Source organism: Flavitalea flava (assembly GCF_054461575.1).
Genome location: NZ_JBTLQH010000040.1, coordinates 24,919 through 48,989, shown reverse-complemented (window position 1 = coordinate 48,989; position 24,071 = coordinate 24,919). Strand labels below are relative to the sequence as shown.

The 24,071-nt window shown below is 47.7% G+C and carries 15 protein-coding genes; 14 read left to right on the top strand and 1 reads right to left on the bottom strand.

What is annotated here, in order from left to right; translation table 11 throughout:
* The first annotated feature begins 65 nt into the window (after nt 1-65).
* From ACX0G9_RS25215 to ACX0G9_RS25170, 10 genes are all read left to right on the top strand, one after another.
* Nucleotides 66-656 (top strand): RNA polymerase sigma factor, encoded by a 591-nt coding sequence (locus ACX0G9_RS25215; protein ID WP_459067743.1) that lies wholly within the window; start codon nt 66-68, stop codon nt 654-656.
* 96 nt (nt 657-752) lie between these two features.
* The gene (locus tag ACX0G9_RS25210) at nt 753-1,937 is read left to right on the top strand and encodes a FecR domain-containing protein (RefSeq protein ID WP_459067742.1); all 1,185 of its coding nucleotides are present in this window, start codon (nt 753-755) and stop codon (nt 1,935-1,937) included.
* A 146-nt stretch (nt 1,938-2,083) separates the two neighbouring features.
* The gene (locus ACX0G9_RS25205; protein WP_459067741.1) at nt 2,084-5,500 is read left to right on the top strand and encodes a SusC/RagA family TonB-linked outer membrane protein; all 3,417 of its coding nucleotides are present in this window, start codon (nt 2,084-2,086) and stop codon (nt 5,498-5,500) included.
* Between the two features lie 10 nt (nt 5,501-5,510).
* A complete protein-coding gene (locus ACX0G9_RS25200; RefSeq protein WP_459067740.1) occupies nt 5,511-7,004 on the top strand; it encodes a RagB/SusD family nutrient uptake outer membrane protein in 1,494 nt (497 codons plus the stop codon).
* Between the two features lie 36 nt (nt 7,005-7,040).
* The gene (locus ACX0G9_RS25195; RefSeq protein WP_459067739.1) at nt 7,041-7,850 is read left to right on the top strand and encodes a hypothetical protein; all 810 of its coding nucleotides are present in this window, start codon (nt 7,041-7,043) and stop codon (nt 7,848-7,850) included.
* A 74-nt stretch (nt 7,851-7,924) separates the two neighbouring features.
* Complete coding sequence (locus tag ACX0G9_RS25190) at nt 7,925-8,851, top strand: ABC transporter ATP-binding protein (protein WP_459067738.1); 927 nt, start codon at nt 7,925-7,927, stop codon at nt 8,849-8,851.
* Nucleotides 8,852-8,859: 8 nt separating this feature from the next.
* Nucleotides 8,860-11,169 (top strand): Gldg family protein, encoded by a 2,310-nt coding sequence (locus tag ACX0G9_RS25185; RefSeq protein ID WP_459067737.1) that lies wholly within the window; start codon nt 8,860-8,862, stop codon nt 11,167-11,169.
* An 11-nt stretch (nt 11,170-11,180) separates the two neighbouring features.
* Nucleotides 11,181-12,482 carry a MutS-related protein gene (locus tag ACX0G9_RS25180; RefSeq protein ID WP_459067736.1) on the top strand — a complete coding sequence of 434 codons (1,302 nt, stop codon included), beginning with the start codon at nt 11,181-11,183 and terminating at the stop codon, nt 12,480-12,482.
* 17 nt (nt 12,483-12,499) lie between these two features.
* A complete protein-coding gene (locus tag ACX0G9_RS25175) occupies nt 12,500-13,816 on the top strand; it encodes a MutS-related protein (protein ID WP_459067735.1) in 1,317 nt (438 codons plus the stop codon).
* Between the two features lie 73 nt (nt 13,817-13,889).
* Nucleotides 13,890-15,377 (top strand): S41 family peptidase, encoded by a 1,488-nt coding sequence (locus tag ACX0G9_RS25170; RefSeq protein WP_459067734.1) that lies wholly within the window; start codon nt 13,890-13,892, stop codon nt 15,375-15,377.
* A gap of 61 nt (nt 15,378-15,438) precedes the next feature.
* On the opposite strand, the gene ACX0G9_RS25165 is transcribed toward ACX0G9_RS25170, so the two are convergent.
* Complete coding sequence (locus tag ACX0G9_RS25165) at nt 15,439-16,677, bottom strand: cation:proton antiporter (RefSeq protein ID WP_459067733.1); 1,239 nt, start codon at nt 16,675-16,677, stop codon at nt 15,439-15,441.
* Nucleotides 16,678-16,800: 123 nt separating this feature from the next.
* Here ACX0G9_RS25165 and ACX0G9_RS25160 point away from each other — a divergent pair, with 123 nt between their 5' ends.
* From ACX0G9_RS25160 to ppk2, 4 genes are all read left to right on the top strand, one after another.
* Nucleotides 16,801-18,693, top strand: a complete 1,893-nt coding sequence (locus ACX0G9_RS25160) for a mechanosensitive ion channel family protein (protein WP_459067732.1) — start codon at nt 16,801-16,803, stop codon at nt 18,691-18,693.
* 598 nt (nt 18,694-19,291) lie between these two features.
* Nucleotides 19,292-20,329 carry a class I fructose-bisphosphate aldolase gene (locus ACX0G9_RS25155; RefSeq protein WP_459067731.1) on the top strand — a complete coding sequence of 346 codons (1,038 nt, stop codon included), beginning with the start codon at nt 19,292-19,294 and terminating at the stop codon, nt 20,327-20,329.
* Between the two features lie 63 nt (nt 20,330-20,392).
* Nucleotides 20,393-22,855: a phosphoketolase family protein gene (locus tag ACX0G9_RS25150; RefSeq protein WP_459067730.1), complete on the top strand. Its 2,463-nt coding sequence runs from the start codon at nt 20,393-20,395 to the stop codon at nt 22,853-22,855.
* 91 nt (nt 22,856-22,946) lie between these two features.
* A complete protein-coding gene (gene ppk2, locus ACX0G9_RS25145) occupies nt 22,947-23,699 on the top strand; it encodes a polyphosphate kinase 2 (RefSeq protein WP_459067729.1) in 753 nt (250 codons plus the stop codon).
* Nucleotides 23,700-24,071 lie beyond the last annotated feature (372 nt).

Sequence of the window (24,071 nt, the reverse complement as noted above, 5' to 3'; positions counted from 1 at the left end):
AACGGCCATTACTCTCTTATCCTGGATCTGGTTCCTTATTTTTTACTCCTAATAACCGGAATAACTTGGTAAATGTCGCTCTGCATAACGAACGGGAATTATTAACGCGCCTGGCAAAAAGAGACGCGGAGGCCTTCACCCTCTTATTCAATAACTACTGGCCCCGGATCTATTCTTCCATATTGGTGATCAGCAAATCGGCGACCCTGGCAGAAGACATTGTACAGGAAATCTTCACCCGTTTGTGGCAGGAACATGAAAAAGCCGCAGAGATCAATGACCTCTCTTCCTATTTATTTATTGCCGCCCGTAATAAAGTATTGAACCGTCTGTCGAGAGTGGACGTGGAACTAGCCTATCAGTCTTATTTACTGCACCAGGGTCAGGAACCCGGAAAGGCAGACCAGGTAACCTACCGGGAGTTGGACCAACTGGTAAAATCCGGCATGCAACAGTTACCCCCCCAGCAGCAGCGGGCATTCCAACTGAGTCGTTTCCAGGGGTATACTTATGAACAGATAGCCGAGGAAATGCAGATCAGCCGGTCAACGGTAAAGGACCATATCGTAAAAGCGCTGGCCGCTTTACGTCAATATCTCAAAGCCAACGGCTACGCTTCCTTATACCTTTTACTCTTCCATATCCTTTTTGGTTAATTCCATATCTCCTTCAATTATTTTTTTTGGAGACAACACACCCACTCGAACGAGTTATCTGTCTTCATACTATAGGCCTATAAATTTCGCCCGCAAATGACACCAGAAGCTGTACAGCAATTATTGGATCGATACATATCGGAAGAACTGAGCCGGGAAGAGTTCTTTGTTTTGTGGGAAACTCTTTCACAGGATGAATTTCGTCCCCAATGGCAGCAACAGGTAGAAGCCTTGCTGCATTCGGGTACTTATGATGAGTTGGCCGACAAAGAACAACAGGCCAAGGTGCTGGCCGCCATCCTGCAACAACAGGCAGCGCCTGCTCCCGTCAGAAGCCTGACCAGCCGTTTCAGATGGTGGGCCGCGGCCGCGGTCGTGCTGGGGCTGAGCCTGGCTGGATATTGGTGGTCGCAAAGTCCGGAGCAACCGGTCCTTGTTCAGCAAAAACCCGCCGACCCGCAACCTGGCAAGCAGGGCGCTGTGCTTACCCTCGCAGACGGCTCACTGATTGTTCTGGACAGCATGCGGAATGGTTTGATTGCCACACAGAACGGGGCAAGGGTGGAACTGAACAATCATAAGGTGTCCTACGCCCCTGCGGGTAAGGCCAGCGAGGCTGTAGTCTATAATTTGCTAAGCACGCCCAAAGGCCGTCAGTTCCATGTACAACTACCGGATGGCACAGAGGTATGGTTGAATGCAGCCAGTTCTATCCGCTATCCAACTATCTTTTCTGAAAAAGAACGAAAAGTGACCATCACCGGGGAAGCCTATTTCGAAGTGGCAAAGAATAAGGAAAAACCATTTATGGTCGACATCAATGGTAAAACAGGGGTGGAAGTCCTGGGAACAAGCTTCAACGTGAACGCCTATGCTGATGAACCGTATATCAATACCACCTTACTGGAAGGAAGTATTCAGGTAGTGAATCGGCCTTTAACCGACGGCACTGCAACAAACAAAAAAGGCGTTGTGCTGAAACCCGGACAACAGGTTCGGATCAGTGGCCAGGAGATGAAATTGCCCGAAAATGCCGATCTGAAAATGGCGGTGGCCTGGAAGGAGGGTTCATTCCAGTTCAACTATACTAAACTCGATGAGATATTACGGCAATTTGCCCGTTGGTATGATGTGGAGGTGATCTATGACCAAAAGGTCCCGGATTTTGTACTAAGCGGAGCCATCAGAAGAGATTTTACATTATCGGAAGCCCTCATGACATTGGAAAAAATGGGTCTCCGTTTCAGGATCGAAGGAGGAAAACTAATCATCCTGCCTTAATCATGCCATAAGCCTTATTCCAAAAAAAACCTAAAGAACCGATTGACGTACGGGCCCGGAAAATGGCCGGTATGCAGAAAAACTACTACTGTAGCAATGGGCGGAGCTGTGTCCGACCCGATCAATTACTCAACCAAACTACTTTTATGCGAAAAATGCCCCATGAGAACAAGCTCGCCGTTGAAAAAGGCCCGCCGATCATTTCAAAAAAGCGATTTTACCGGACCCTAACGATCATCCTGCTGATGGCCGTTGTACTGCAGGTACCGGCGGATGCAGTGGCACAATCCGCCCCTGCTAATGTATACGTCACATTCAGCGGTAAACACGTTACCCTGAAACAGGTATTTAACGAAATAAAAAAACAAACCAACTATGATGTGCTTTATAACCCCGAACAGGTAGACACTATCGCCACCATTACGGTGAATGCGAAGAACCAACCTATTGAAGCCTTCCTTAAAACGATCCTGGTCAAACAGCCTTTGACATACACCTTTATCAATTCCACCATCGTCATCTTTCGTAAACCGGAAGGACAGCCCAACTCGTCCTTTGAGGATCCTATGGGCCGCGATATTTCCGGTGCCGTGTTTGACGAAAAAACAACAGGACCGTTGGCGGGTGTGAGTATTGTGCTGAACCATGCCGGCAAAGGAACTCAAACGGACAGCAGGGGTTTATTCACCCTGAAGAACGTGAACGGGGATGACAGTATTACTTTCTCTATTATAGGCTATGAATCGGTTTCCCTGCAGGTCAGGGCAACGGGTAATACACTGGGAGTGGCCATGAAGATCGCTACCAATAACCTCGATGAGGCCGTCGTACAAGCCTATGGTATTACCAGCAGACGACTGGCCACCGGCAATATTACCAAGGTGCGCGGAGAGGAGATCCGGAACCAGCCAGTTATGAACCCTCTCCTGGCATTACAGGGTAGAGTGCCTGGCATGATCATTACACCCACTCAAGGTAACGCCAGTTCCCCTGTTAAAATAGAAATAAGGGGGAGGAACTCACTGAACAAAACATTTTCAGGTGAGCCCTTGTACATCATAGATGGTGTTCCCCGTGCTGCACTTGACGTAAGTAGTGCGATCCAATACCAGTCGGGTGTATCTCCTGGTTTTGTGCAGGGAGGTATTTCACAGGCTGGAGGCCAGAGCATTCTCTTTGGCATGAATCCAAATGATATTGAAAGTATCGAAGTATTGAAGGATGGTGATGCAACAGCCATTTATGGCTCCCGTGCAGCAAACGGTGTGATCATCATTACCACCAAAAAGGCGAAGGCAGGGAAGACCTCCTTTATGATGGGTATTCAACAGGGGGTCACCGATGTGCCGCATCATAGTAAAATGATGAATACGCAGCAGTACCTCGCCGTACGCAGGGAGGCATTCAGGAACGATGGGATAGTGCCTGATATCTCGAATGCACCGGACCTGGTAGCATGGGATACTACGCGCTATACCGACTGGCAAAATAAGTTACTGACCCTTGGTCGGTCCACCAATATAAACGGAGAGGTATCAGGAGGCGATTACCAGAACGCATTCAGGCTCAGCAGTAATTATTCTACACAAAAAAGTGTTTTTGATCAGAGCGGAAAGGAGGAAGCCCTGACCACAGCCGCCACCTTTTCTCATATCAGCCAGGACCAGAAATTATCTGCCACACTAAGGATCGGTTATACGTATACATTTGTGGATGCAATAGCTATTAACGACATGGCCCTGCCACCCAATGCGCCTCCGGTATACGACAGTACCGGAAGGATGAACTATGCCGAGTGGAATGTGGGGACAAACGCATCGGTGGGAAACAGGTATCCCTTCACAAGGTTACTGCAGCCATCCATCACCAAAACCAATAATCTCCAAACCAGCCTTGCGATTGGTTATGATATCATAAAGGGTCTTAAATTCAGTGGTACTGCATCCTATAGCAATGCGCAAAGCACGAACGACTGGTTCATTCCCATTTCTTCCACCGACCCCGCATTGGGGTCATTGGGTACAGCAATTTACGGAAGTTCAAAGTTCGCCAACTGGAGTTTGAGCCCGCTCCTGACCTATACCCGTTTGATCGGGAAAGGAAGACTGGAGATCTTCGGAGGGGCCTCATTGGAAAGCCAGTCCACCAGCACGCTTAACACTACCGCATTTGGCTTTACCAATGATGAACTGATCCAAAGTGTCGGTAATGCATTGTTCCAGCAGTCAACGGAAGGTTATGGCTTATATAAGTATGCAGCTGCATTCGGGCGCATCAACTTCAACTGGGAAAATAAATACATCATTAACTTTAATGGAAGACGGGATGGATCCTCCCGTTTTGCAACAGACAGACAGTATGGGAATTTCGGGTCTGTGGGCGCCTCCTGGAATATTTCGCAGGAAAAATGGATGAGGCAGATCCTGCCATCCTGGTTCAGTTTCTTCAAGATCCGGAGCAGTTATGCGCTAACCGGGAACGATGGCATTGGTGATTATCAATACTTATCGCAATGGGCGACCACTACCGGAGGTCCCTCTGGTACGCTGTACGATTATGATGGGGTCCGCCCCTTTGTTCCCATCCACGCAGTAAACCAGGATTATCACTGGGAAGCCAATAAAAAACTGGAAGCTGCGGTAAGCCTGGGTTTTTTGAGAGACAGGCTTAACCTCGATGTTGTTTATTTCCGTAACGTTTCCGGCGATCAGTTAACTACCCTTCCAACCCCTGCTTACACCGGTTTTCCTTCCGTAGTAGCCAACTCTCCTGCTAAAGTGGAAAACACCGGGATCGACATCTCGCTGGATTTCAGGATTATTCAGGATAGGAAATTTTCCTGGTCTGCCGCCTTCAATATTGGATTCAGCAAGAACAAATTACTGGCCTATCCCGGTCTTGAATCATCTCCCTATGCCACCCAATATAAGATAGGCCAATCGTTGAACACCAGGTATATGCTTCATTATATTGGAATAGATCCGTTAACCGGCGATTACAGTTTTGCCGATTATAATAAAGATGGATTTATCACTTCGAACTTCAACCAGATACCCGGAGAAACAACGGACGACCGGTATGTGGCCATGAACTACAACCCTAAATATGATGGGGGTTTCAGGACCGAGCTGTCCTATAAAGGTTTTAATCTGGGACTTGTTTTTATTTTCCGCAAACAGATGCAGGTGAATCTTTTTGGTAATTATCCGCCAGGCAAGATGATAAATATGTACCTGCCGGCCGATGCACTCAAAAGTTACTGGCGTACACCCGGGGATCATGCGATCTACCCTCGTTTTACCACCATGCCAACCGCATTACTGGTGAACTCAGATGGCAGTTATACAGATGGGTCTTTTCTTCGGCTGAACAATATTGTCTTTGGTTATACCTTATCAGAGAAATTTATAAAAAAAGCAGGGTTCAAGAGCTGCCGGTTCTCGGTGAATGCCAATAATATTTTTACCATCACCCGGTACAAAGGCATAGATCCCAATGTACTCGATCCCTCTAGCCTGCCTCCGGCCAGGATCATTGTTGGTAACTTATCGTTTACTTTTTAAATGTCGTCCCATGCTAATAAAACAAAAAACCATACTATTATCGCTCATCTGCATTTTGTGTGCTCTTCTGCAGCCATCCTGCAAGAAACTGGTCAGTATTCCGGGACCTAAAAATACCATTACCACGGCACAGGTGTTCGTCACGGATCTACAGGCGCAAGGGGCTATGGCAGGGATCTATACCCGTATGATCAATGGTAAGGATCAGTCCACCATCTCCACGGCTTCGCAAGACGTGTGGAGTGCAGGGCTTGTCAGTTTGTTGGGGTCTTTGTCTTCGGGGGAATTATATAATTCAGATGGTCCCGGAACACTGGAGTATTATCTGTTTAGTACCAACAAATTGAATATTACCTATTCCACAAATACCTACAAACTGTGGAATACTGCTTATAATACGATCTATGGAGCCAATTCAGTGATCGAAGGAATAGCAGCATCTACATCTGTGTTACTCGGGGATGACGCGAGGAAAAAACTCACAGGTGAGGCAAAATTTGTGCGTGCACTGGCCTATTTCTATCTCACCAATCTTTTTGGAGATGTACCCCTCGCGCTCACGGTAGACTTTAATAAAACAGCTACCATGCCAGGAACCCCACAGCAGCAGATATACCAGCAGATCATCGCAGACCTGAAAGAGGCACAGGCTTCCCTTCGGTCGGATTATGCTGTGCTAAATGAAAGGGGCCGGCCCAATAAATGGGCAGCTACTGCACTTTTGGCAAGGGTCTATCTCTACCAGGGCGATTACCCAAATGCCGCTGCCGCTGCCACCGATGTTATTAATAATAACAATCTATATGCGTTGGAAACAGATTTGAACCAGGTTTTCCTTAGCACCAGCAAGGAAGCCATCTGGCAACTGAAACAAACCGACCAGAATAGTACGGTGCAGGATGCCACCCCTCAAGGTTATAGCATGTTACCTAACCCTCTACATACCGGAAGCACCTTTATAAGGTTATCGGACCAGCTGATGAATGCTTTTGAACCCGGTGACCACCGAAGGATAGATTGGATAGACAGCACCGATAATAGCAATAACCCGGGGCTTCCCTACATTTCATTCTATCCTGCTAAGTATAAGATCGGCGCAGCTAACCTTTCATCCGGTGCGGCCAAAGAATATTTTATGGTGCTACGTCTATCCGAAATGTATTTCATCCGTGCAGAGGCATCCGCACTGGGCGCTCCGGGAGGCCCTCCTGCAGCCATAACTGATCTCAACAGCATTCGCAACAGGGCGGGCCTGCCCGACCTGCCCATCTCTCTCAACAAAGACCAGGTGGTAACAGCCATTGCGCATGAACGCCAGGTAGAATTATTTACTGAATGGGGCCATCGCTGGTTCGATCTCAAACGGACAGGGCGCGCACAAACTGTGCTGACAACCATCCCCTTAAAATTGCCCTGGCTGGGAGATTACCAGTTGCTGTATCCGATCCCGCAAGGTGAGATCACCACCAACCATTTCCTCTTGCAAAACCCGGGTTATTTCTAAACCAAAACAACTATCTAAACCAAAATAACTAATTATATGTCAAATTCTCCCTACCCCTCCTATCATTCATATAACCGTTTCAGCGGCAAAAGAGCCATTCACTTATCGTTCGTGACCATGCTGTCTGTAATGTTTTTGATTTCTTGTGCAAAAGAAAGCATTCCTGCCGGTACGGCATCGCTTACGATTGCGAATGGGGTGACAGGCAGCAGCATCCTGTCGACCAACTTCGCCAGCGATGGTCCCGTCACCTTTTATACAGCGACTCAACTCGCTTATAAAGGATACGCCAAAAATCAGAACCAGTTCAATGCGTACAGCGGTTCCCAGCGGATAAGACTGTTCAATTATCCCGATACGCTGGCAAAAGACAAGCCACTGTTCGATCTTATGGTGGACCTACCCGTTGGTTCCATAAGCTCGCTGTTTCTGACAGGCACGATCGATGCGCCTGACACCCTATTGGTTCATGATATCATACCGTTCTTTCCACGGGATGATAGTGCGATGGGAATAAGGTTTGTAAATCTTTCCCTGGGCAGCGGCGCTATCAGTGTCAACATTCAGGGAGCGGTCAATGGGTCGGAAGTGACCAGCCTGGGCTACAAGGCCATCACTGATTTTAATCGTTACGCAGTGAAAAGTTCTCTGGCTGATTACGTTTTTGAATTCCGGGATGCTGCTTCGGGTACTTTATTAGCAAGTTATACCACTGACCAAATCAATAATCCCGGCGGGCCAAATCCCAACCTATGGATATACCGGAGTTTTACGATCGCCCTGGTAGGGAAGCCGGATGGCACAGGCGACAACGCCCCGGCAGCCTTTTTACTCTCACATTATTAAAAACAATGACGCTATAGGTCTATCACCCCTTATGCATTTATTCATCTTAAATTAATTATGAGCCATCACCAATTATGAGCAACATACTAAAAATAGAAAAGCTATCACATAAGTATAGCAGTTCCTGGGCCATCAGGGATATTAATCTTGAGATCGGTCAAACCGGAATCGTGGGTCTCTTAGGCTCCAATGGTGCGGGCAAGTCAACTACCATGAACATTATGTGCGGCGTGTTGAACCAGACGGAAGGCAAGGTCTTTATCAACGGCGTAGATGTGCGTGAAGAACCGGAAATAGCCAAAAAGGATATCGGGTTTTTACCGCAGAACCCGCCGGTGTACACCGATCTTACCGTAGATGAATACCTCAGCTATTGCGCAGAGCTACGTTTAATGGAAAAAAATAAGATCAGGGCTGCCATGGAGGAGGCCAAGGAACGGACAGGAATTTCCCATTTCAGTACAAGGCTGATCAGGAACCTGTCGGGCGGATACCGGCAGCGGGTAGGTATTGCCCAGGCCATCATCCATAAGCCAAAATTGGTGGTTATGGATGAACCTACCAATGGCCTTGATCCGAACCAGCTGATTGAAGCCAGGAAACTGATCAAAGAAATTGCGGTTGATCATACCGTGCTGTTGTCCTCCCATATCATGTCTGAAATAAACCTGCTTTGCAGGGAAGTGATCATGATTGAAGGCGGCAGGATCGTATTCTCTGATTCGATGGATGCTTTTAATAACTATATACAACCCCACAGTATACTGGCACATTTTGAAAATCCCCCGCCGGTCACCGAATTGCAGCAAATAAAAGGCGTCACAAAGGTTGATTTTCTCAGCGACCGCCAGGTCAGGATTTATTTCGATGGCGATCAGGAAATTTCCGAACGGATCATTGCTGCCAGCATACAACAGGGCTGGCGCCTGCGGGAGATCGGTCTCGATAAAGGCCTGCTCGACGATATCTTCAAACAATTATCTTCTCAATCCCTTCAATAAGTTTACCGATGAAAATGATATTCAAGATCGCGAAGACAGAGCTTCGCAACCTCTTCTATTCCCCTGTAGCCTGGTTTTTAACCATTGCATTTATGGTACAGTGCGGGATATTCTTTGCCAGTGCCATCTACCCGCTTGCCAATTGGCAGGACGTGGCTATGCGGAACGATCCTAAGTTCAAAGACTGGGGCCTTACACTCACCATCGGTATTTTTTCACCAACCGGCGCCTTTACGAGTAATGTAATGCGGAATTTATATTTATTCGTTCCCCTTCTCACCATGGGATTGATCAGCAGGGAGGTAAACAATGGCACCATTAAATTGCTGTACTCTTCACCGGTTAAATTACGCTCCATCGTGTTGGGAAAATACCTGTCCATCATGATCTATAACCTGCTGCTGCTAACAATTGTAGGTATCTTCATGACAACCGCTATTTTTAGTATCAAGTCGGTCGATCTGACCTTTCTGGTCTCCGTTTCTTTGGGTTACTTCCTCCTTTTATGTACCTATTCGGCCATTGGATTGTTCATGTCCAGCCTCTCTACCTATCAGATCGTATCGGCGATTGGGACATTTACGCTGCTTTTCACACTTTCTTATGTCGGTCAACTATGGCAGGAATATGATTTTGTACGCGACCTTACCTATTTCCTGTCTCTCGCCGGCAGAACAAACAAAATGCTGAACGGACTCGTCACCACGAAGGATGTGATCTATTTTATATTGGTTGTTTATATGTTCCTTGGATTTACTTTATTCAAGCTGAAAGGGGGACGCGAATCTTCTCCCTGGTATGTAAAAGCAAGAAGGTACATGCTGGTGTTCCTGAGCACGCTCACGATCGGTTATATTTCATCGAGGCCCGGCATGATCGGATATTGGGATGCCACCCGCAACAAGCTGAATACCCTTCACCCAAAGGCACAGGAAATTGTAAAAGAGCTGGGTAATGAACCATTGGAAATAGTTTTGTATTGCAATTTGCTGGGTGGAGGCGCCGCTAATGGATTTCCGGCCAACCGGAATGCCTACCTCGATGATGTCTGGGAAAAGTACGTCCGTTTCAAACCGGATATCAAATTCACATACAGATATTATTATGATTACTGGAAAGACCACTCCATCTGGCCCGGAAAAACCATGAAAGAAACAGCCAAAGAAATAGCGCGGGGTTACGAGATAAATGTTTCGAGGTTTATGCCGCCGGAGGAAATCCACAAAGAATTTGATCCGGAACCCGAAGATTATCGTCTGGTAATGGAACTAAAATACAAAGGCCGGACCACCTTCCTCCGGACTTTTGATGACCCCAATTTCTGGCCCGATGAAAATACGACCGCGGCTGCCCTGAAACGATTATTGGGTAAGGACCTGCCCAGGGTAGGTTATGTTACCGGCAATCTGGAGCGTGATATTAATAAAAGAGGGGAACGTGAATTCAATTCCCATACCCTGGCCAAGGACAGGCGGTCCGCATTGATCAATCACGGATATAATTTTGATACCCTGTCATTGGACAGGCAGGATATTCCAGCAGATCTTACGGCCCTGGTCGTGGCCGATCCAAAAGTTATATTGAGTGACACTACCATCAGCAAGCTGAAACAATATATCGACAAAGGCGGCAATATGATGATCATTGGTGAGCCGGGGAAACAACATGTATTGAATCCCCTGCTCCGGCTTATAGGCGTTGAGTTGAAGCCAGGTACCATGGTGGAACTCTCCAAAGATGAAGTGCCCAATATGATAAGGCCTTATCTTAACAGGAATATGGTCTTCCTGGCAGAAGACCCGAGCCTCATTAAATTGAGAAAAAAAGGGGTGGATACTGCTGATCTGAATATGCCCGGAACGGTCGAAGTTGCTTATGCGCCTGGAAATGGTTTTACCGTGAAACCACTCATGATGACACATCCCAATAGAGTATGGGTGAAAGCAGGCACACTAGTGGTGGATTCAGTGGCTCCGGTTTTCAATTTAGCGGAAGGGGATTATAAGAAAGATTCCTTCCCGACACTTATTGCTATGACCAGGCAGGTTGGCAATAAAGAACAACGTATCCTGGTTGCAGGAGATGCAGATTGGATGAGCAACCTCCGGCAAGGTGGCAGTTTTGTTGGTGTCGCTTTATATAACTGGATGGATTATGGACGGTTCCCGGTGTATACCCCCCGTCCTGATTTCATCGACGTATTATTGACCATTAGTCCGGAAACGGCAGGAGTCCAGCGAATTATCTTCGTTTATCTGCTACCCGCCCTGGTGCTGATCCTGGGTACTGTGCTGCTGATCAGGCGTAAAAGAAAATAAAAAGTTTAACCATGCATTTATTGACAGATGAACAAACGATAGATGATCTGAGGATCTTTGGCAAAAGAGATGCGAGCGGGATTTATGATCTGTATAATCATACCCATACCCGGGGTGCAGAAGCGGTACTGGTAGAAATGTTCCGTCATCCCTTAGCGGATAAAACTGCCATTAACCGCCGCAGTAGCATTATTGAACAATTTGCCCGACTGAAAGAGCCTTTCCCATTTGAAGCAGCCTTGTTCGATATGGCAGAAAAGTACCTGATCACCGCAGATGAGCAGAAAAAACAGGGCACGCGGCAAAGCGTATTGAGCGAAAAGGAAATTAATAATGGCGTAGCGGCGGTTATCGGGCTTATTCAGCAGGTAAAGGAATTTATCGGAAAAAATGAAATTGCCGCCATCGCAGCGTATACACCGGAGCGCGAATCCATTGCAGCCCTGCTGACAGACCCGGCCCTGGAACCTGCCCTCCGGGAAAAACAAAAAGGCAAATTATCCTATGCCGCCGTAACCGCCTATGACCTGCTGTTCAGAACGCGGGAGCGAAACAAGATTGAAAAATTGCTGGGCTCAATTTATTACCTCGATGTGTATATGTCTGTTGCGAAAGTAGCGTCAGATCACCAGTTCATTTTCCCAAAAGCGCTGGAAAAAGGCAGCACAACCCTAAAGCTGAAAGGCGTTTATCATCCCGAGCTAAAGAATCCTGTCGGCAATGATATATGCATGGATGCCGCCCGGAATCTGGTCTTCCTTACCGGCGCCAATATGGCGGGTAAGTCTACCTTCCTGCGTGCACTGAGCACTGCCGTCTATGTGGCGCATATGGGATTTCCGGTGGCAGCTGCCTCTATGGAGTTTTCGGTGATGGATGGCATTTACACCACTATTAACCTGCCGGATAACCTGGGTATTGGTGCCAGTCACTTTTATGCGGAGGTCTTGCGGGTAAAGAAAGTGGCAACGGAGCTGCACGCCCAAAAATCTTTATTCATCATATTTGATGAGTTGTTCCGGGGCACCAATGTAAAAGATGCACATGAGGCCACAGTGGAGATCACCGAAGCATTTGCCCGGAAGAAAAATAGCCTGTTCATTATCTCTTCTCATATTGTGGAGGCCGGGGAGAAATTGACCAAACAACCCGGAATCGGGTTTCAATATCTTCCGACGCGCATGATGGGAAATACCCCGGAATATACTTATATACTGGAGAAAGGCATCACCGGCGATCGGCATGGCATGATCATCATTCGCAACGAAGGCATTTTGGAAATATTGAAGAACGGCCGTAAAAGGGCCGTCTGACCTAAAAATCAACCCTTATGAGTTTCAGAATAGACAGGCAGACACTGGATGAATTAAACCTGCTGGGCAAGTTCCGCCAGGGATCTGTGTATCACTTATTCAACCAGGTGCGAACGAGGGGGGCAGAGCAATTGATGGATGACATGTTCCGTAACCCGTTGACCCATGTAGCAGCAATCAATGAGCGGAGCAGCATCTTCCGGTTTTTCCAGGAACAATCCCTTTCCTTTCCTTTTGATGTGCAGCAGATAACCCTGATGCGGGAATATCTGGATGCAGGCGCTGGTAAAAGCGCACCGGCCATCTTCATCAATACCGTTATCAAAAAACTACTCTCCGGCCTCACGCGCGATGAACGGTATAAAAAGAATATTCAGGGATTACAGGCTACTATTGTCACCATCAAAAGATGCGCGGGAATCGTTGAATTGCTGCATCCCGCAGGCGGGCCCTTTGCTGACAGGGTCAACGAGATAAAAAAGATGCTCGAAAACCCACACCTGGAGCGCCTCCGGAACATAGATATCTATCAGGCGCTGCCGGTGAAAACGCTCGCGTTTTATGAATACCTGCTGAAAAGCAGGTTATACGGGGAGATGGAAAACCTGCTGCTATTTATTTACCAACTGGATCTAAACATAGCAGTGAGCAGTGTGGCGGTAAAAAAGGGGTTTTCCTATGCGATGGCATTACCGCCTGAGCTAAACATCCTGAAGGTGAAAGACCTGGCGCATCCCTGTATTGACGGTGCCGTAGGCAATAACCTTCTATTACAGGAAAACGACAATGTACTCTTTCTCACCGGGGCAAACATGGCAGGAAAATCCACCCTGATGAAATCCCTCGGGATCGGCCTTTATCTGGCGCAAATGGGGTTTCCTGTGGCAGTTTCACAAATGGAGTTTTCCGTTCGTGATGGGTTATATTCCTCTATCAACGTCGCCGATAATATCGGCCTCGGATACAGCCACTTCTATGCGGAAGTGGTGCGTGTAAAACAGGCCGCCGAAGCTGCCGCCAGCGGACTACGCCTGATGCTGATGTTCGACGAACTGTTCAAAGGCACCAATGTAAAAGATGCCTACGACGGGACCCTGGCTGTTACTGAAGCCTTTGCTGAATACCAGGATTGTCTTTTTGTGGTATCTACCCATATTATTGAAGTGGGTGAAGTGCTGAAAAGCACTCCCAATATCCAGTTCAGGTTCCTGCCCACCTTAATGGACGGCCCGCGCCCCCGTTATACCTTTAAGCTGGAGGAAGGCATCACCGAAGACAGACAAGGCATGATGATCATCCGTAATGAAGGAATCCTCGAATTGATCAATACCTAATCATCCGATACCTGGTTATCCTATGCCTGATTATCCTATGCCTGATTAATCACAACGTAATAAAATTATAAGTATGAATTATTTTCTGAAATATGGCGTCACCGCCATACTGGTTTCCTTGTGCCTCAACACCACCGCACAGATTAAAGAACTGCCTAATCTCACCAGGGAAGGGCTGATCGCGGACTACCGGCTGGCGATGCAGATCTTAAAAGAACAGCACCCCAATCCGTACAAGTTCATCGACTCGGCCACCCTCGAACGCAAAGTGGATTCCCTGATAAAGAAGGCCGCTGAACAAAACAATGTGTTCGCCGCGCTGCAATATTCTCCCATCCAATTGATCAGGGACGTGCACACCAATTTCCGCTGGTCGGATGACAATACCAAAGAAATATACCGAACCCTCAATTTTTTCCCTTTCCCGATAATGATCGAACGCGGTAAAATGCTGGTGAATATCAAGGGCGGCGAAATACCTTATGCAGCAGAATTGGTAAGCATCAATAAACAACCCGTGAAAGACATTATCAATTCGCTCACCTCTTTCGCGTACAGTGATGGATTGATCACTACAGGAACGGACAGGATGTATAGTAATTTCCAGATGGTCATGAGCCTGCGCAATTACGATCTTAAAAATTATGAGATAGAATTCCTCGATCCTGCCAGTAAATCCGTAAAGAAATTGAGCATGGCATCTTCCACGCCTACCCGGGGTTTTCATTCGGGCAAACTGTCTGTAATCCCGGTAAACCAGTTGCAGCGTGCTTATTGGATCTTCGATAGTTATGAGGATGCAACAAAGACCGGTATGCTCACTGTCAATTCCTTCAACTTAGATGAATCCTATGCCTATAAAGAGTTCAGTACTTTTTTTAAAGAAGTGAACAAGCGGGGGTACAAGCAGGTAATCATAGACATTCGTAACAATGGCGGCGGTAACCCGGCGATCTCCGCCCTCTTATATTCTTTCCTGTCTGCAAAACCCTTTCACAATGTCTATAATTACAGGGCCCGGACTATTGATATAGCCTATCCTGAATATGCCATTGCCGATGGCAGCAGAAAAATGTCTGATGATGATATCCGGAACAACAAGAACTTCCTGTATCAGCGTTTTGACAAAGACAGTGTTTCCGGATTTTATATCGGCAATGCCCGCCTGAAAGAAGGACAGCTGGAGAATTTCCCACCGGATAAAGATGCCTTTAACGGAAACGTATATGTACTGACCGGCGGGGGAACCGTATCAGCTGCCACCTATTTCGCCTCATTGGTGCAGAAGAACAAACGCGGTCTTATTGTCGGAAAAGAAACCGGCAGCGGTGAGCAGGCCACTACCGCCGCCTGGTTCCTGAATTACCTGTTACCCCATACAAAGTCGATTCTCACCATTCCCATATCCGAATTGTATTTTTTCAACTCTACAACCGACAATGGCCGGGGTGTACTCCCCGACAAAGAAATGCCGATGGAAAAATTTATCGGGTTTGTGCGGAGCAGCGAAGACCCTGAGCTGAGTTATACGATGGAATTGATCAACGGAGGGAGTAAATAGAAAGCGGTACTTTAGTGGGATATTTTCATTAGAATTGATTTCAGCCTTGCCGATCCCCGGATCAGGGTCTTTGGAGTCTTTTTGCAACACTTCCGATTGTCAGGCCCTGTACCAATATCGAAAAGACGACGATCATATAAGTGATCAGTACAAATTCATCGCGGTGCATGGAAGGGCTTAAAGATAGCGCCAGCGCAACGGATATGCCACCCCTCAACCCTCCCCACGTGAGGATAGTAATGGCCCATGGCTCAAAGTTGATCTTCCGGCGAAGCAGGAACACCGGGATACCCACAGAAAGCCATCGGGTTAACAGCAGTGTGGGTATCGTAATGGCCCCTATGATAAGAACGGTTGAGTTAACTTTGATAATCAACATCTCCAGACCGATAAATAAGAATAAAATGGCATTTAATATATCATCGATGATCTCCCAAAATTTGTTTACATAATCCAGGCTGATCGCTGAAATCCCCCCAGCTTTGACCTTATTTCCGGTAATGATCCCCGCCACTACCATTGCCAGCGGACCCGAAACATGCAAATGCCCCGCCGCATAATATCCGCCCATCACGATTGCCAGGGTGATTAAGACTTCTACCTTATAATCGTTAATGGAGCGCAACGCCCAAAAACCGATATATCCCAGTACTGTACCAAACAATAAACCGCCAAGCGCCTCCCGGAGGAACAATTTTCCAATAACCAGCGCCGAAAAATCCGGCGTCGGGGAATAAGCAGCCTGTGCAATGCTGATAAAGATCACCACAGCCATCCCATCATTGAACAACGATTCACCGGAGATCTTTAGCTCCAGCGAAGAAGGAATTTTCGCCTCTTTAAGAATACTTAACACCGCTATAGGGTCTGTGGGAGAAATAAGGGCCCCGAAAAGCAAACAATAGATAAAAGGAATGGGAATGCCAAAAAGACCGAAAAAATACCAGACAAGCGTACCGATCACGACAGTGGAAAGAATAGTACTCAACGTCGCTAACAGGATCACAGGCCAGGCTTCCCGCTTCAGCTTGGCTGCATCCACGTGGATGGCGCCTGCAAATAATAAAAAACTGAGCATGAAATTCATCAGCAGATCCTTAAAATCTACAGAAGAGGCCAGTTGGATCGCCTTTGCGCTTACAAAATATTGCGGCTTTCCGAACAACACCAGGAGAAGAGAACACAGGAGAGAAAGAGCTGCGATACCGATCGTGGGGGGCCACCTAATGAACCGGTGGTTGATATATGCAAACAGTGCTGCAAGAACAATGGTGATGGTTAGTATCTCCTGAGTGTCCATGCTTAAAAATACAGGATTTCGGGTAAAGTTTGGAAATGATTAACCGATCAGAAGTTATAAATAAGATTTATTTTAACTATCTTGAAAAGGTATTGCCATTTTGCAATTTCCGAATTCATGTACATGAAACAGCTCTATATTTTTATTTTTGCGGTGTGCATCCTGCAGGCATTCCACGCCACCGGCCAAGAACGACCGAAGAAGGATACGGCAAAAAAGGATTCTATCTTGCAAGACACCTCGCACATCACTGAAAAGTTGATCCTGCAGCACCAGGAGCAATCCATTATCGACTCTGCCGTCCGGCAGCAATTGCAATCGGAATTAAAAATGGCCGCCGGCGATGCCGGCAAGACACGTGAGTTACAGGCACAGTTAAACAAGATTGCCGCCAGGGATTCCCTTCGCAGGGTGGAACAGTTACGAAAGATCGATTCCCTAAAGAAAAATGCAATAGGGTATCCTGTGATCCTTAACTATGACACCCTGTTTTACCTCTATGCCCGGATCGGTTCTTTTAGCGCCGAAGACCGTGCCGGTGCCGTGTCTCAACGGATCGGCAGATTATATAAAATGTATAGTTTTTTTCCCGATTCACTGTTCATTGTACCGACAGAGAATGGTTATGATATGGTATATAGGAATGATTTGACGATCATGAGCATTTCCCTCATCGATGCATTATGGGCCAATACAAGTACGGATTCCCTCGCACAAGCCTACCACACAAGAATCACCTCGGTAGTGATCAAAGAAAGAGAGGCCAATAGTCTCCAAAACTGGTTCCGGCGTTTTGGACTGATGGCGCTCGTTCTTGCCGGGCTTATCTTACTGATCTTTCTCATTAATAAACTATATCAGCGATCCGGTCGTTTCATAAGGGAACATAGAGGATCGTACCTGAAAGGACTGACAGTCCGCAGCATCCGGCTTTTAAGCCCTGATAAACTGGAGCAATTCGTATTAGGCGTCAATAAGTTTCTTCGCATCGTGACAATCGCTTTTTCTGTCTATCTGGCTTTGTTGATATCCTCGGGCATTTTTGCCGTCACGGAGAAATGGACGGACACTTTGTTAAGCTGGATCCTAACGCCTGCGAAATCCGCATTTCGCGGCATTATTGATTTCATGCCCAACCTTTTCACCATCCTCGTGATCTATTTCATTATCAAATATGCCATACGGGGGATTCGCTATCTGTCCACCGAGGTTGAAAAGGAACGCATCCAACTAAAAGGTTTTCACAAAGAATGGGCCCATCCTACCTATAATATTTTAAAATTCCTGCTATACGCTTTTTTGGTCATCCTCATATTTCCCTATCTGCCGGGTTCGGATTCCCCTTCCTTTAAGGGGGTCTCTGTATTCCTGGGGATCCTGATCTCGCTCGGGTCTTCTTCCGCTATTACCAATTTGGTGGCCGGTCTGGTCATTACTTATATGCGACCTTTTAAGATCGGTGACCGGGTAAGGATTGGGGAGGTGACCGGTGATGTCATGGAAAAGAATATGCTCGTGACCCGGATACGCACCATCAAGAATGAGGACATCACTGTACCCAACGCCACTGTACTGTCCAGCAGCACGATCAACTATTCCACCAATACCAAACCGGAAGAAAAAGGGCTTATTCTCCATACAACTGTCACCATCGGTTATGACGTCCCCTGGAAAGACATGCACCAGGCCCTGATCGAAGCGGCCAACAGAACAGCCTTCCTTCTTAAAGACCCGCCCCCATTCGTATTACAGACAAGTCTGGATGATTTTTATGTTTCTTATCAGCTTAATGCTTATACGCGCGAAGCCAATAAACAAGCGTCCATTTACTCAGAGTTGCATCAGCATATCCAGGACAGTTGCAACGAAGCCGGGATCGAAATCATGTCCCCACATTACCATTCCATGCGGGACGGTAATCAAAACACCATTCCGCCGGGCTACCTGCCCAAAGACTATGAGGCCCCTCCATTCATCTTTAAAAACAAAGGCGACGATATAAAGCCAAAACCATAAGCCGTCATTCCTTTTATACAAAGTCATTATCACAAAAACCATTGCCAATAGCCCTGAATTAATGGTACTAAAGTGTTTATTCCAGCTCATTTTAACGATTTTATTGGCGAAAGTTTGTCTCGGTCAGGCAAAATCGTCCCGGGAAAGTATTTGCGGCAATTGGGAGTCGATCCCAAAAAAACTTGAAATTTCAGTATACATACCAGATAACCGGTTTAAAGCTAAAATCATCTGGTTTAGTGAAACGGATGGCAAACCGATGAGTTATTGGACCGAGTGCCTCTGTCTATATAGACAAAAAGGCATTGCTATCAAGCTCTTCTAACTAAGCCCCGGAATAAATAAACAGTGATATATACAACTTCTTTCCATAAATCTGTAACGGCAACCGCCCAAGGATGCATGAACTTTGTATCCAAATATACAACCAGGAGGAATTTCATGAAAAGCAAAAGCCCATTTTCCGGACTCATTTTCGTTATCATTCGTGGCATTGGTTTGCTGGGCGCGTGTGTCCCGTATTGCACGATCGATTTGCTCCCCAGCATAGCCACCGGCAACGGTGTCTTCCTGACATCGGAATAATAAAACCATCTCCATGAACACTCAACAACTCATATCGACCGCCAGGGCACTCGTCGCCAACGGCAAAGGACTTTTGGCCATGGATGAAAGCACACCAACCTGCAACCGCCGTTTTGCCGCCGCCGGCATTCCGCAATCGGTGGAGGCCAGACGGGCTTACCGGGAGATGATCGTCACTACTCCCGGCCTTGGCGATTGCATCAACGGTGCCATCCTCTATGACGAGACCATCCGCCAGAAAACCACGGATGGCACTCCCTTCCTCAAAATCCTGGTAAATGCCGGAATCATCCCGGGTATCAAAGTGGATACCGGAACAACAGCGCTCGCCGGCCGGCCGGGCGAGAAGATAACCGAAGGATTGGATGGCTTGCGCGAACGTCTCACCGAATACAACCGCATGGGCGCCCGTTTTGCAAAATGGCGCGCCGTCATCGCCATCGGCGATAACATCCCCAGCAGCGAATGTATCGACGTTAACGCCAACGCCCTCGCCCGCTACGCCGCCCTCTGCCAGGAGGCCGGGCTGGTTCCGATAGTAGAACCCGAAGTATTGATGGAAGGATCCCACTCCATAGAGCGTTGCTCCAAAGTAACCGGCGAAGTCCTGCAAGCAGTCTTCCACCAACTCCTTTATAAACAAGTCATGCTTGAGGGCCTGATCTTAAAAACCAATATGATCCTTCCGGATCTGTCGCGCGCCCTGCAACCCACTGTCAGAGAAGTAGCCGATGCCACCTTAAGCTGTTTTTTATCCGTAGTCCCTACCGCCGTTCCCGGGATCGTCTTTTTATCAGGCGGCCAACCCGCCGAGCTCGCCTCTGCACGTCTCAACGCCCTGCATGCGCTCGCCTATGCACCGGCTCCATGGACACTCACCTTCTCCTTTGCCCGTGCCATTCAGCAGCCCGCATTGGAGATCTGGGAGGGTATTCCAACCCACGTACCTGCCGCACAAAAGGCCCTATATCACCGCGCATTTTGCAACCGCGCCGCCTGTCGCGGCGAATACAGCACATTGATGGAGACCGCTTTCGAAGCAACAATATGACAGCCGACAGGGTACATTATTTAACTAACGATATTTTAGCATTTTTTGAAAACCTACTGAATTATGCATACAAATGACTTATCCACCGATCAGGTGACTCTTGGCCACGGATCGATTGCGACTCAGAAAGTACCTTTCGCCCAACCGGGAAGTCAGGAGGAACCGGAAAACTTTATATCCCCAGAACTCCTTAACCGTATGGACGCCTACTGGCGGGCGGCCAATTACTTATCCGTCGGGCAGATCTACCTTTACGACAACCCGCTTTTGAAGGAGCCGCTGACCATGAAACACGTAAAGCCGCTGGTGGTCGGTCATTGGGGCACGGTGCCCGGCCAGAATTTCATCTATGTCCATTTGAACAGGGTCATTAAAAAGTTTGACCTGGATATGTTCTATGTCGCAGGTCCCGGTCACGGCGGCGCGGCCCTCGTGGGCAACACCTACCTGGAAGGCACCTGGAGTGAAGTTTATCCGAACGTTGGGCAGGACGAAGAGGGCCTGAAAAAACTCTTTTCCCAATTCTCTTTTCCCGGCGGCATTTCCAGTCACGTGGCGCCAACCACACCAGGGTCTATCCACGAGGGTGGAGAACTGGGTTATTCGCTCAGCCATGCCTTCGGTGCGGCATTCGATAATCCCGGGCTGATCGTCGCCTGCGTCATCGGCGACGGAGAAGCAGAAACAGGCCCGCTGGCCACTTCCTGGCAGTCCAATAAGCTCCTTGACCCGGTCACCGATGGCGTCGTGCTTCCTATCCTTCATCTCAATGGCTATAAGATCAGCAATCCTACCTTGCTGGCGCGCGTCGAGCACGAAGAACTGGAAAAATTCCTGGAAGGTAATGGCTGGACACCCTGGTTCGTAGAGGGGGATGACCCTGAAAAGATGCACCAGCTTATGGCCGAATCCCTGGATCAGGTGATTAAGGAGATCCAACGAATACAGGCTAATGCCCGGATCAGAAAAGATACCACCCGACCCCGGTGGCCGATGATCGTCCTGAAATCCCCCAAGGGATGGACAGGACCTAAAGTCGTGGACGGCTTACCTATCGAAGGTAATTTCCGATCCCACCAGGTGCCGCTGTTGGTGGACCCAGACCATCCCGACCATCTTCCCTTACTGGAGACCTGGATGAAAAGCTACAGGGCCTGTGAACTATTCGATAAGAACGGCCGCCTCCTACCGGAGCTGGCCGAGCTCGCGCCAAAGGGCGACCGGCGTATGGGCGCCAATCCGCATGCTAACGGGGGATTGTTGTTGCACGACCTTCGTATGCCCGACTTTCATGACCATGCCGTCCATGTGCCTTCCCCCGGCGAACAGCAAGGACAAGATACCATGGTACTGGGCAATTTCCTGCGCGACGTCACCAGGCTGAACCAGGACAAGCGCAATTTTCGCATCTTCGGTCCCGATGAGACGCTGTCCAACCTGCTGGGCGCCGTCTTCGAAGCCAGCGATCGCCAATGGGACGCGCGCACCGAAAAGGGCGATGAATTTCTGGCTCCCCAGGGACGCGTACTGGACTCGATGCTGAGCGAACATCAATGTGAAGGTTGGCTGGAAGGCTATCTGCTGACCGGTCGACATGGGCTATTTAACAGCTACGAGGCCTTCATCCGAATCGTCGACTCCATGTTCAGCCAGCACGCCAAGTGGTTGAAGGTATGCAGGGAACTACCCTGGAGACGGGATATATCCTCCCTGAATTATTTGCTGGCCTCCCATGTCTGGCAGCAGGACCACAACGGATTCACACACCAGGATCCCGGTTTCCTGGACCACGTGATCAACAAGAAAGCCGATATCGTCCGCGTGTACCTGCCGCCGGATGCCAACTGTCTGTTGTCCGTCTTCGATCATTGCCTGCGAAGCAGGAACTATGTCAACGTAGTCATCGCTGGGAAACATGCCCTACCTCAATGGCTGACCATGGATCAGGCAGTCGTGCATTGTACACAAGGCATCGGCATCTGGCAATGGGCCAGCAACGACCAGGGGTCAGAACCCGACGTAGTCATGGCCTGTTGCGGAGACACCCCAACCCTGGAAATACTGGCGGCAGTATCCATTCTACGCTTGTATCTGCCAGAGCTGAAGATCCGTGTGATCAACGTCGTCGACCTGATGAAGCTTCAACCCTCTTTGGAACATCCCCATGGCCTGACCGATGCCGACTATGATTCGCTCTTCACCACCGACAAACACATCGTATTCGGTTTTCACGGCTATCCATGGCTGGTACACCGGCTTACTTACCGGCGCACGAACCACAAAATGCACGTAAGGGGATACAAGGAAGAAGGCACCATCACGACACCCTTTGACATGCGGGTACAAAATGAGCTGGACCGCTTTCATCTCGTTAAAGACGTAGTGGATCGGCTGCCGGATCTGGGCAGTAAAGGAGATTATCTGAAACAGCTCATCCACGACAAACTCATCGAGCACAAGCACTATATCAATAAACATGGCCAGGATCTTCCTGAGATCCGTAATTGGAAATGGGGGGTAAAATGAAAGGATTCTTCAGGTTGGGTAGCGACACTGACCGTTCGGCGCCAGAATCAGCCGATCAACAAAATAATAAATATGCATTAACACCATCTATATGATAAAAAAAGAAAGAAAAAAAACGGCACATGGGCTTTATGTGGAGCTGGTCAAGCTCCAGAAGGAAATCATCTCCTCCAGGCTCAAGCTGCTGGTGATCCTGGAAGGCAGGGACACCGCCGGCAAGGACGGCACCATAAAAAGCATCATCAAACATCTTAGCCCGAGGGAGACAAAGGTGGTTGCCCTGGGCAAACCCTCGGACAGGGAGGAAAAAGAATGGTATTTCCAGCGCTATGTCATTCATCTGCCCATCCAGGGGGAATTAACCCTTTTCAACCGAAGCTGGTACAATCGTCTCGGCGTGGAAAAAGTGATGCATTTTTGCAGCGACAAAGAATACAAATCCTTCTTTTCGGAGGTGGAATTATTCGAAAAGATCCTGCACGATGCAGGCTTCATCATCCTGAAATACTACCTGGACATCAGCAAAAAAGAACAGGAAAAAAGGATCGACTCCCGGGAAACAGATCCCCTGAAAAAATGGAAACTCAGTCCTATTGACAAGGATGCCCGGAAGGAATGGAAAGAATATTCGGATGCAAGGGATAAAATGCTGGAGAAGACCAATTTCGAATATTCCCCCTGGTTCATTGTCAATGCTGAAGATAAAAAAATAGCCCATATTGCCATTATTACCCATCTTTTAAAGCAGCTGAAATATCACAACAAGGACGAAACCAAACTGGAACACATTGACGAACTGGTGTACACGGCTACCCTCGAAAACATCAAGGAAAAACTGTATTGACTGACGGTAAGGCTTCTCGATAAAGGGATTAAGAAATACAAAACAATTTTTAAATCATACAAAAGTTATGAATTAAACAATAAGCTATATTAAATTTTTTTATTGGGTTTATTAATAATAATTACAATTCTTATTATTACCAGTGCTGTTTATTCTTACCTGAATGAACGCATTATAAAACTACCAGGTGTCATAGGAGTGGTTACCATTTCGATAGGCTTTAATGCTTCCTGAATCTACCACCCGGAAAATTATTCTTTCAAGCCGCTATTTCGTGGTCATCATTTCCATCATATTTCAAGGGCTTACTCTGAATAAAATTGTAGAAATAGCCGTGCGTTATAAAACTCAGCAGATATGATTATAAATCAG

Excerpts from the sequence above, each read along its gene's own strand:
- ACX0G9_RS25205 (WP_459067741.1), top strand. The coding sequence starts at position 2,084 with ATGCGAAAAATGCCCCATGAGAACAAGCTCGCCGTTGAAAAAGGCCCG.
- ACX0G9_RS25155 (WP_459067731.1), top strand. The coding sequence starts at position 19,292 with ATGAACACTCAACAACTCATATCGACCGCCAGGGCACTCGTCGCCAAC.
- ACX0G9_RS25150 (WP_459067730.1), top strand. The coding sequence starts at position 20,393 with ATGCATACAAATGACTTATCCACCGATCAGGTGACTCTTGGCCACGGA.
- ACX0G9_RS25160 (WP_459067732.1), top strand. The coding sequence starts at position 16,801 with ATGAAACAGCTCTATATTTTTATTTTTGCGGTGTGCATCCTGCAGGCA.
- ppk2 (WP_459067729.1), top strand. The coding sequence starts at position 22,947 with ATGATAAAAAAAGAAAGAAAAAAAACGGCACATGGGCTTTATGTGGAG.
- ACX0G9_RS25170 (WP_459067734.1), top strand. The coding sequence starts at position 13,890 with ATGAATTATTTTCTGAAATATGGCGTCACCGCCATACTGGTTTCCTTG.
- ACX0G9_RS25175 (WP_459067735.1), top strand. The coding sequence starts at position 12,500 with ATGAGTTTCAGAATAGACAGGCAGACACTGGATGAATTAAACCTGCTG.
- ACX0G9_RS25200 (WP_459067740.1), top strand. The coding sequence starts at position 5,511 with ATGCTAATAAAACAAAAAACCATACTATTATCGCTCATCTGCATTTTG.
- ACX0G9_RS25165 (WP_459067733.1), bottom strand. The coding sequence starts at position 16,677 with ATGGACACTCAGGAGATACTAACCATCACCATTGTTCTTGCAGCACTG.
- ACX0G9_RS25195 (WP_459067739.1), top strand. The coding sequence starts at position 7,041 with ATGTCAAATTCTCCCTACCCCTCCTATCATTCATATAACCGTTTCAGC.
- ACX0G9_RS25210 (WP_459067742.1), top strand. The coding sequence starts at position 753 with ATGACACCAGAAGCTGTACAGCAATTATTGGATCGATACATATCGGAA.
- ACX0G9_RS25180 (WP_459067736.1), top strand. The coding sequence starts at position 11,181 with ATGCATTTATTGACAGATGAACAAACGATAGATGATCTGAGGATCTTT.
- ACX0G9_RS25185 (WP_459067737.1), top strand. The coding sequence starts at position 8,860 with ATGAAAATGATATTCAAGATCGCGAAGACAGAGCTTCGCAACCTCTTC.
- ACX0G9_RS25190 (WP_459067738.1), top strand. The coding sequence starts at position 7,925 with ATGAGCAACATACTAAAAATAGAAAAGCTATCACATAAGTATAGCAGT.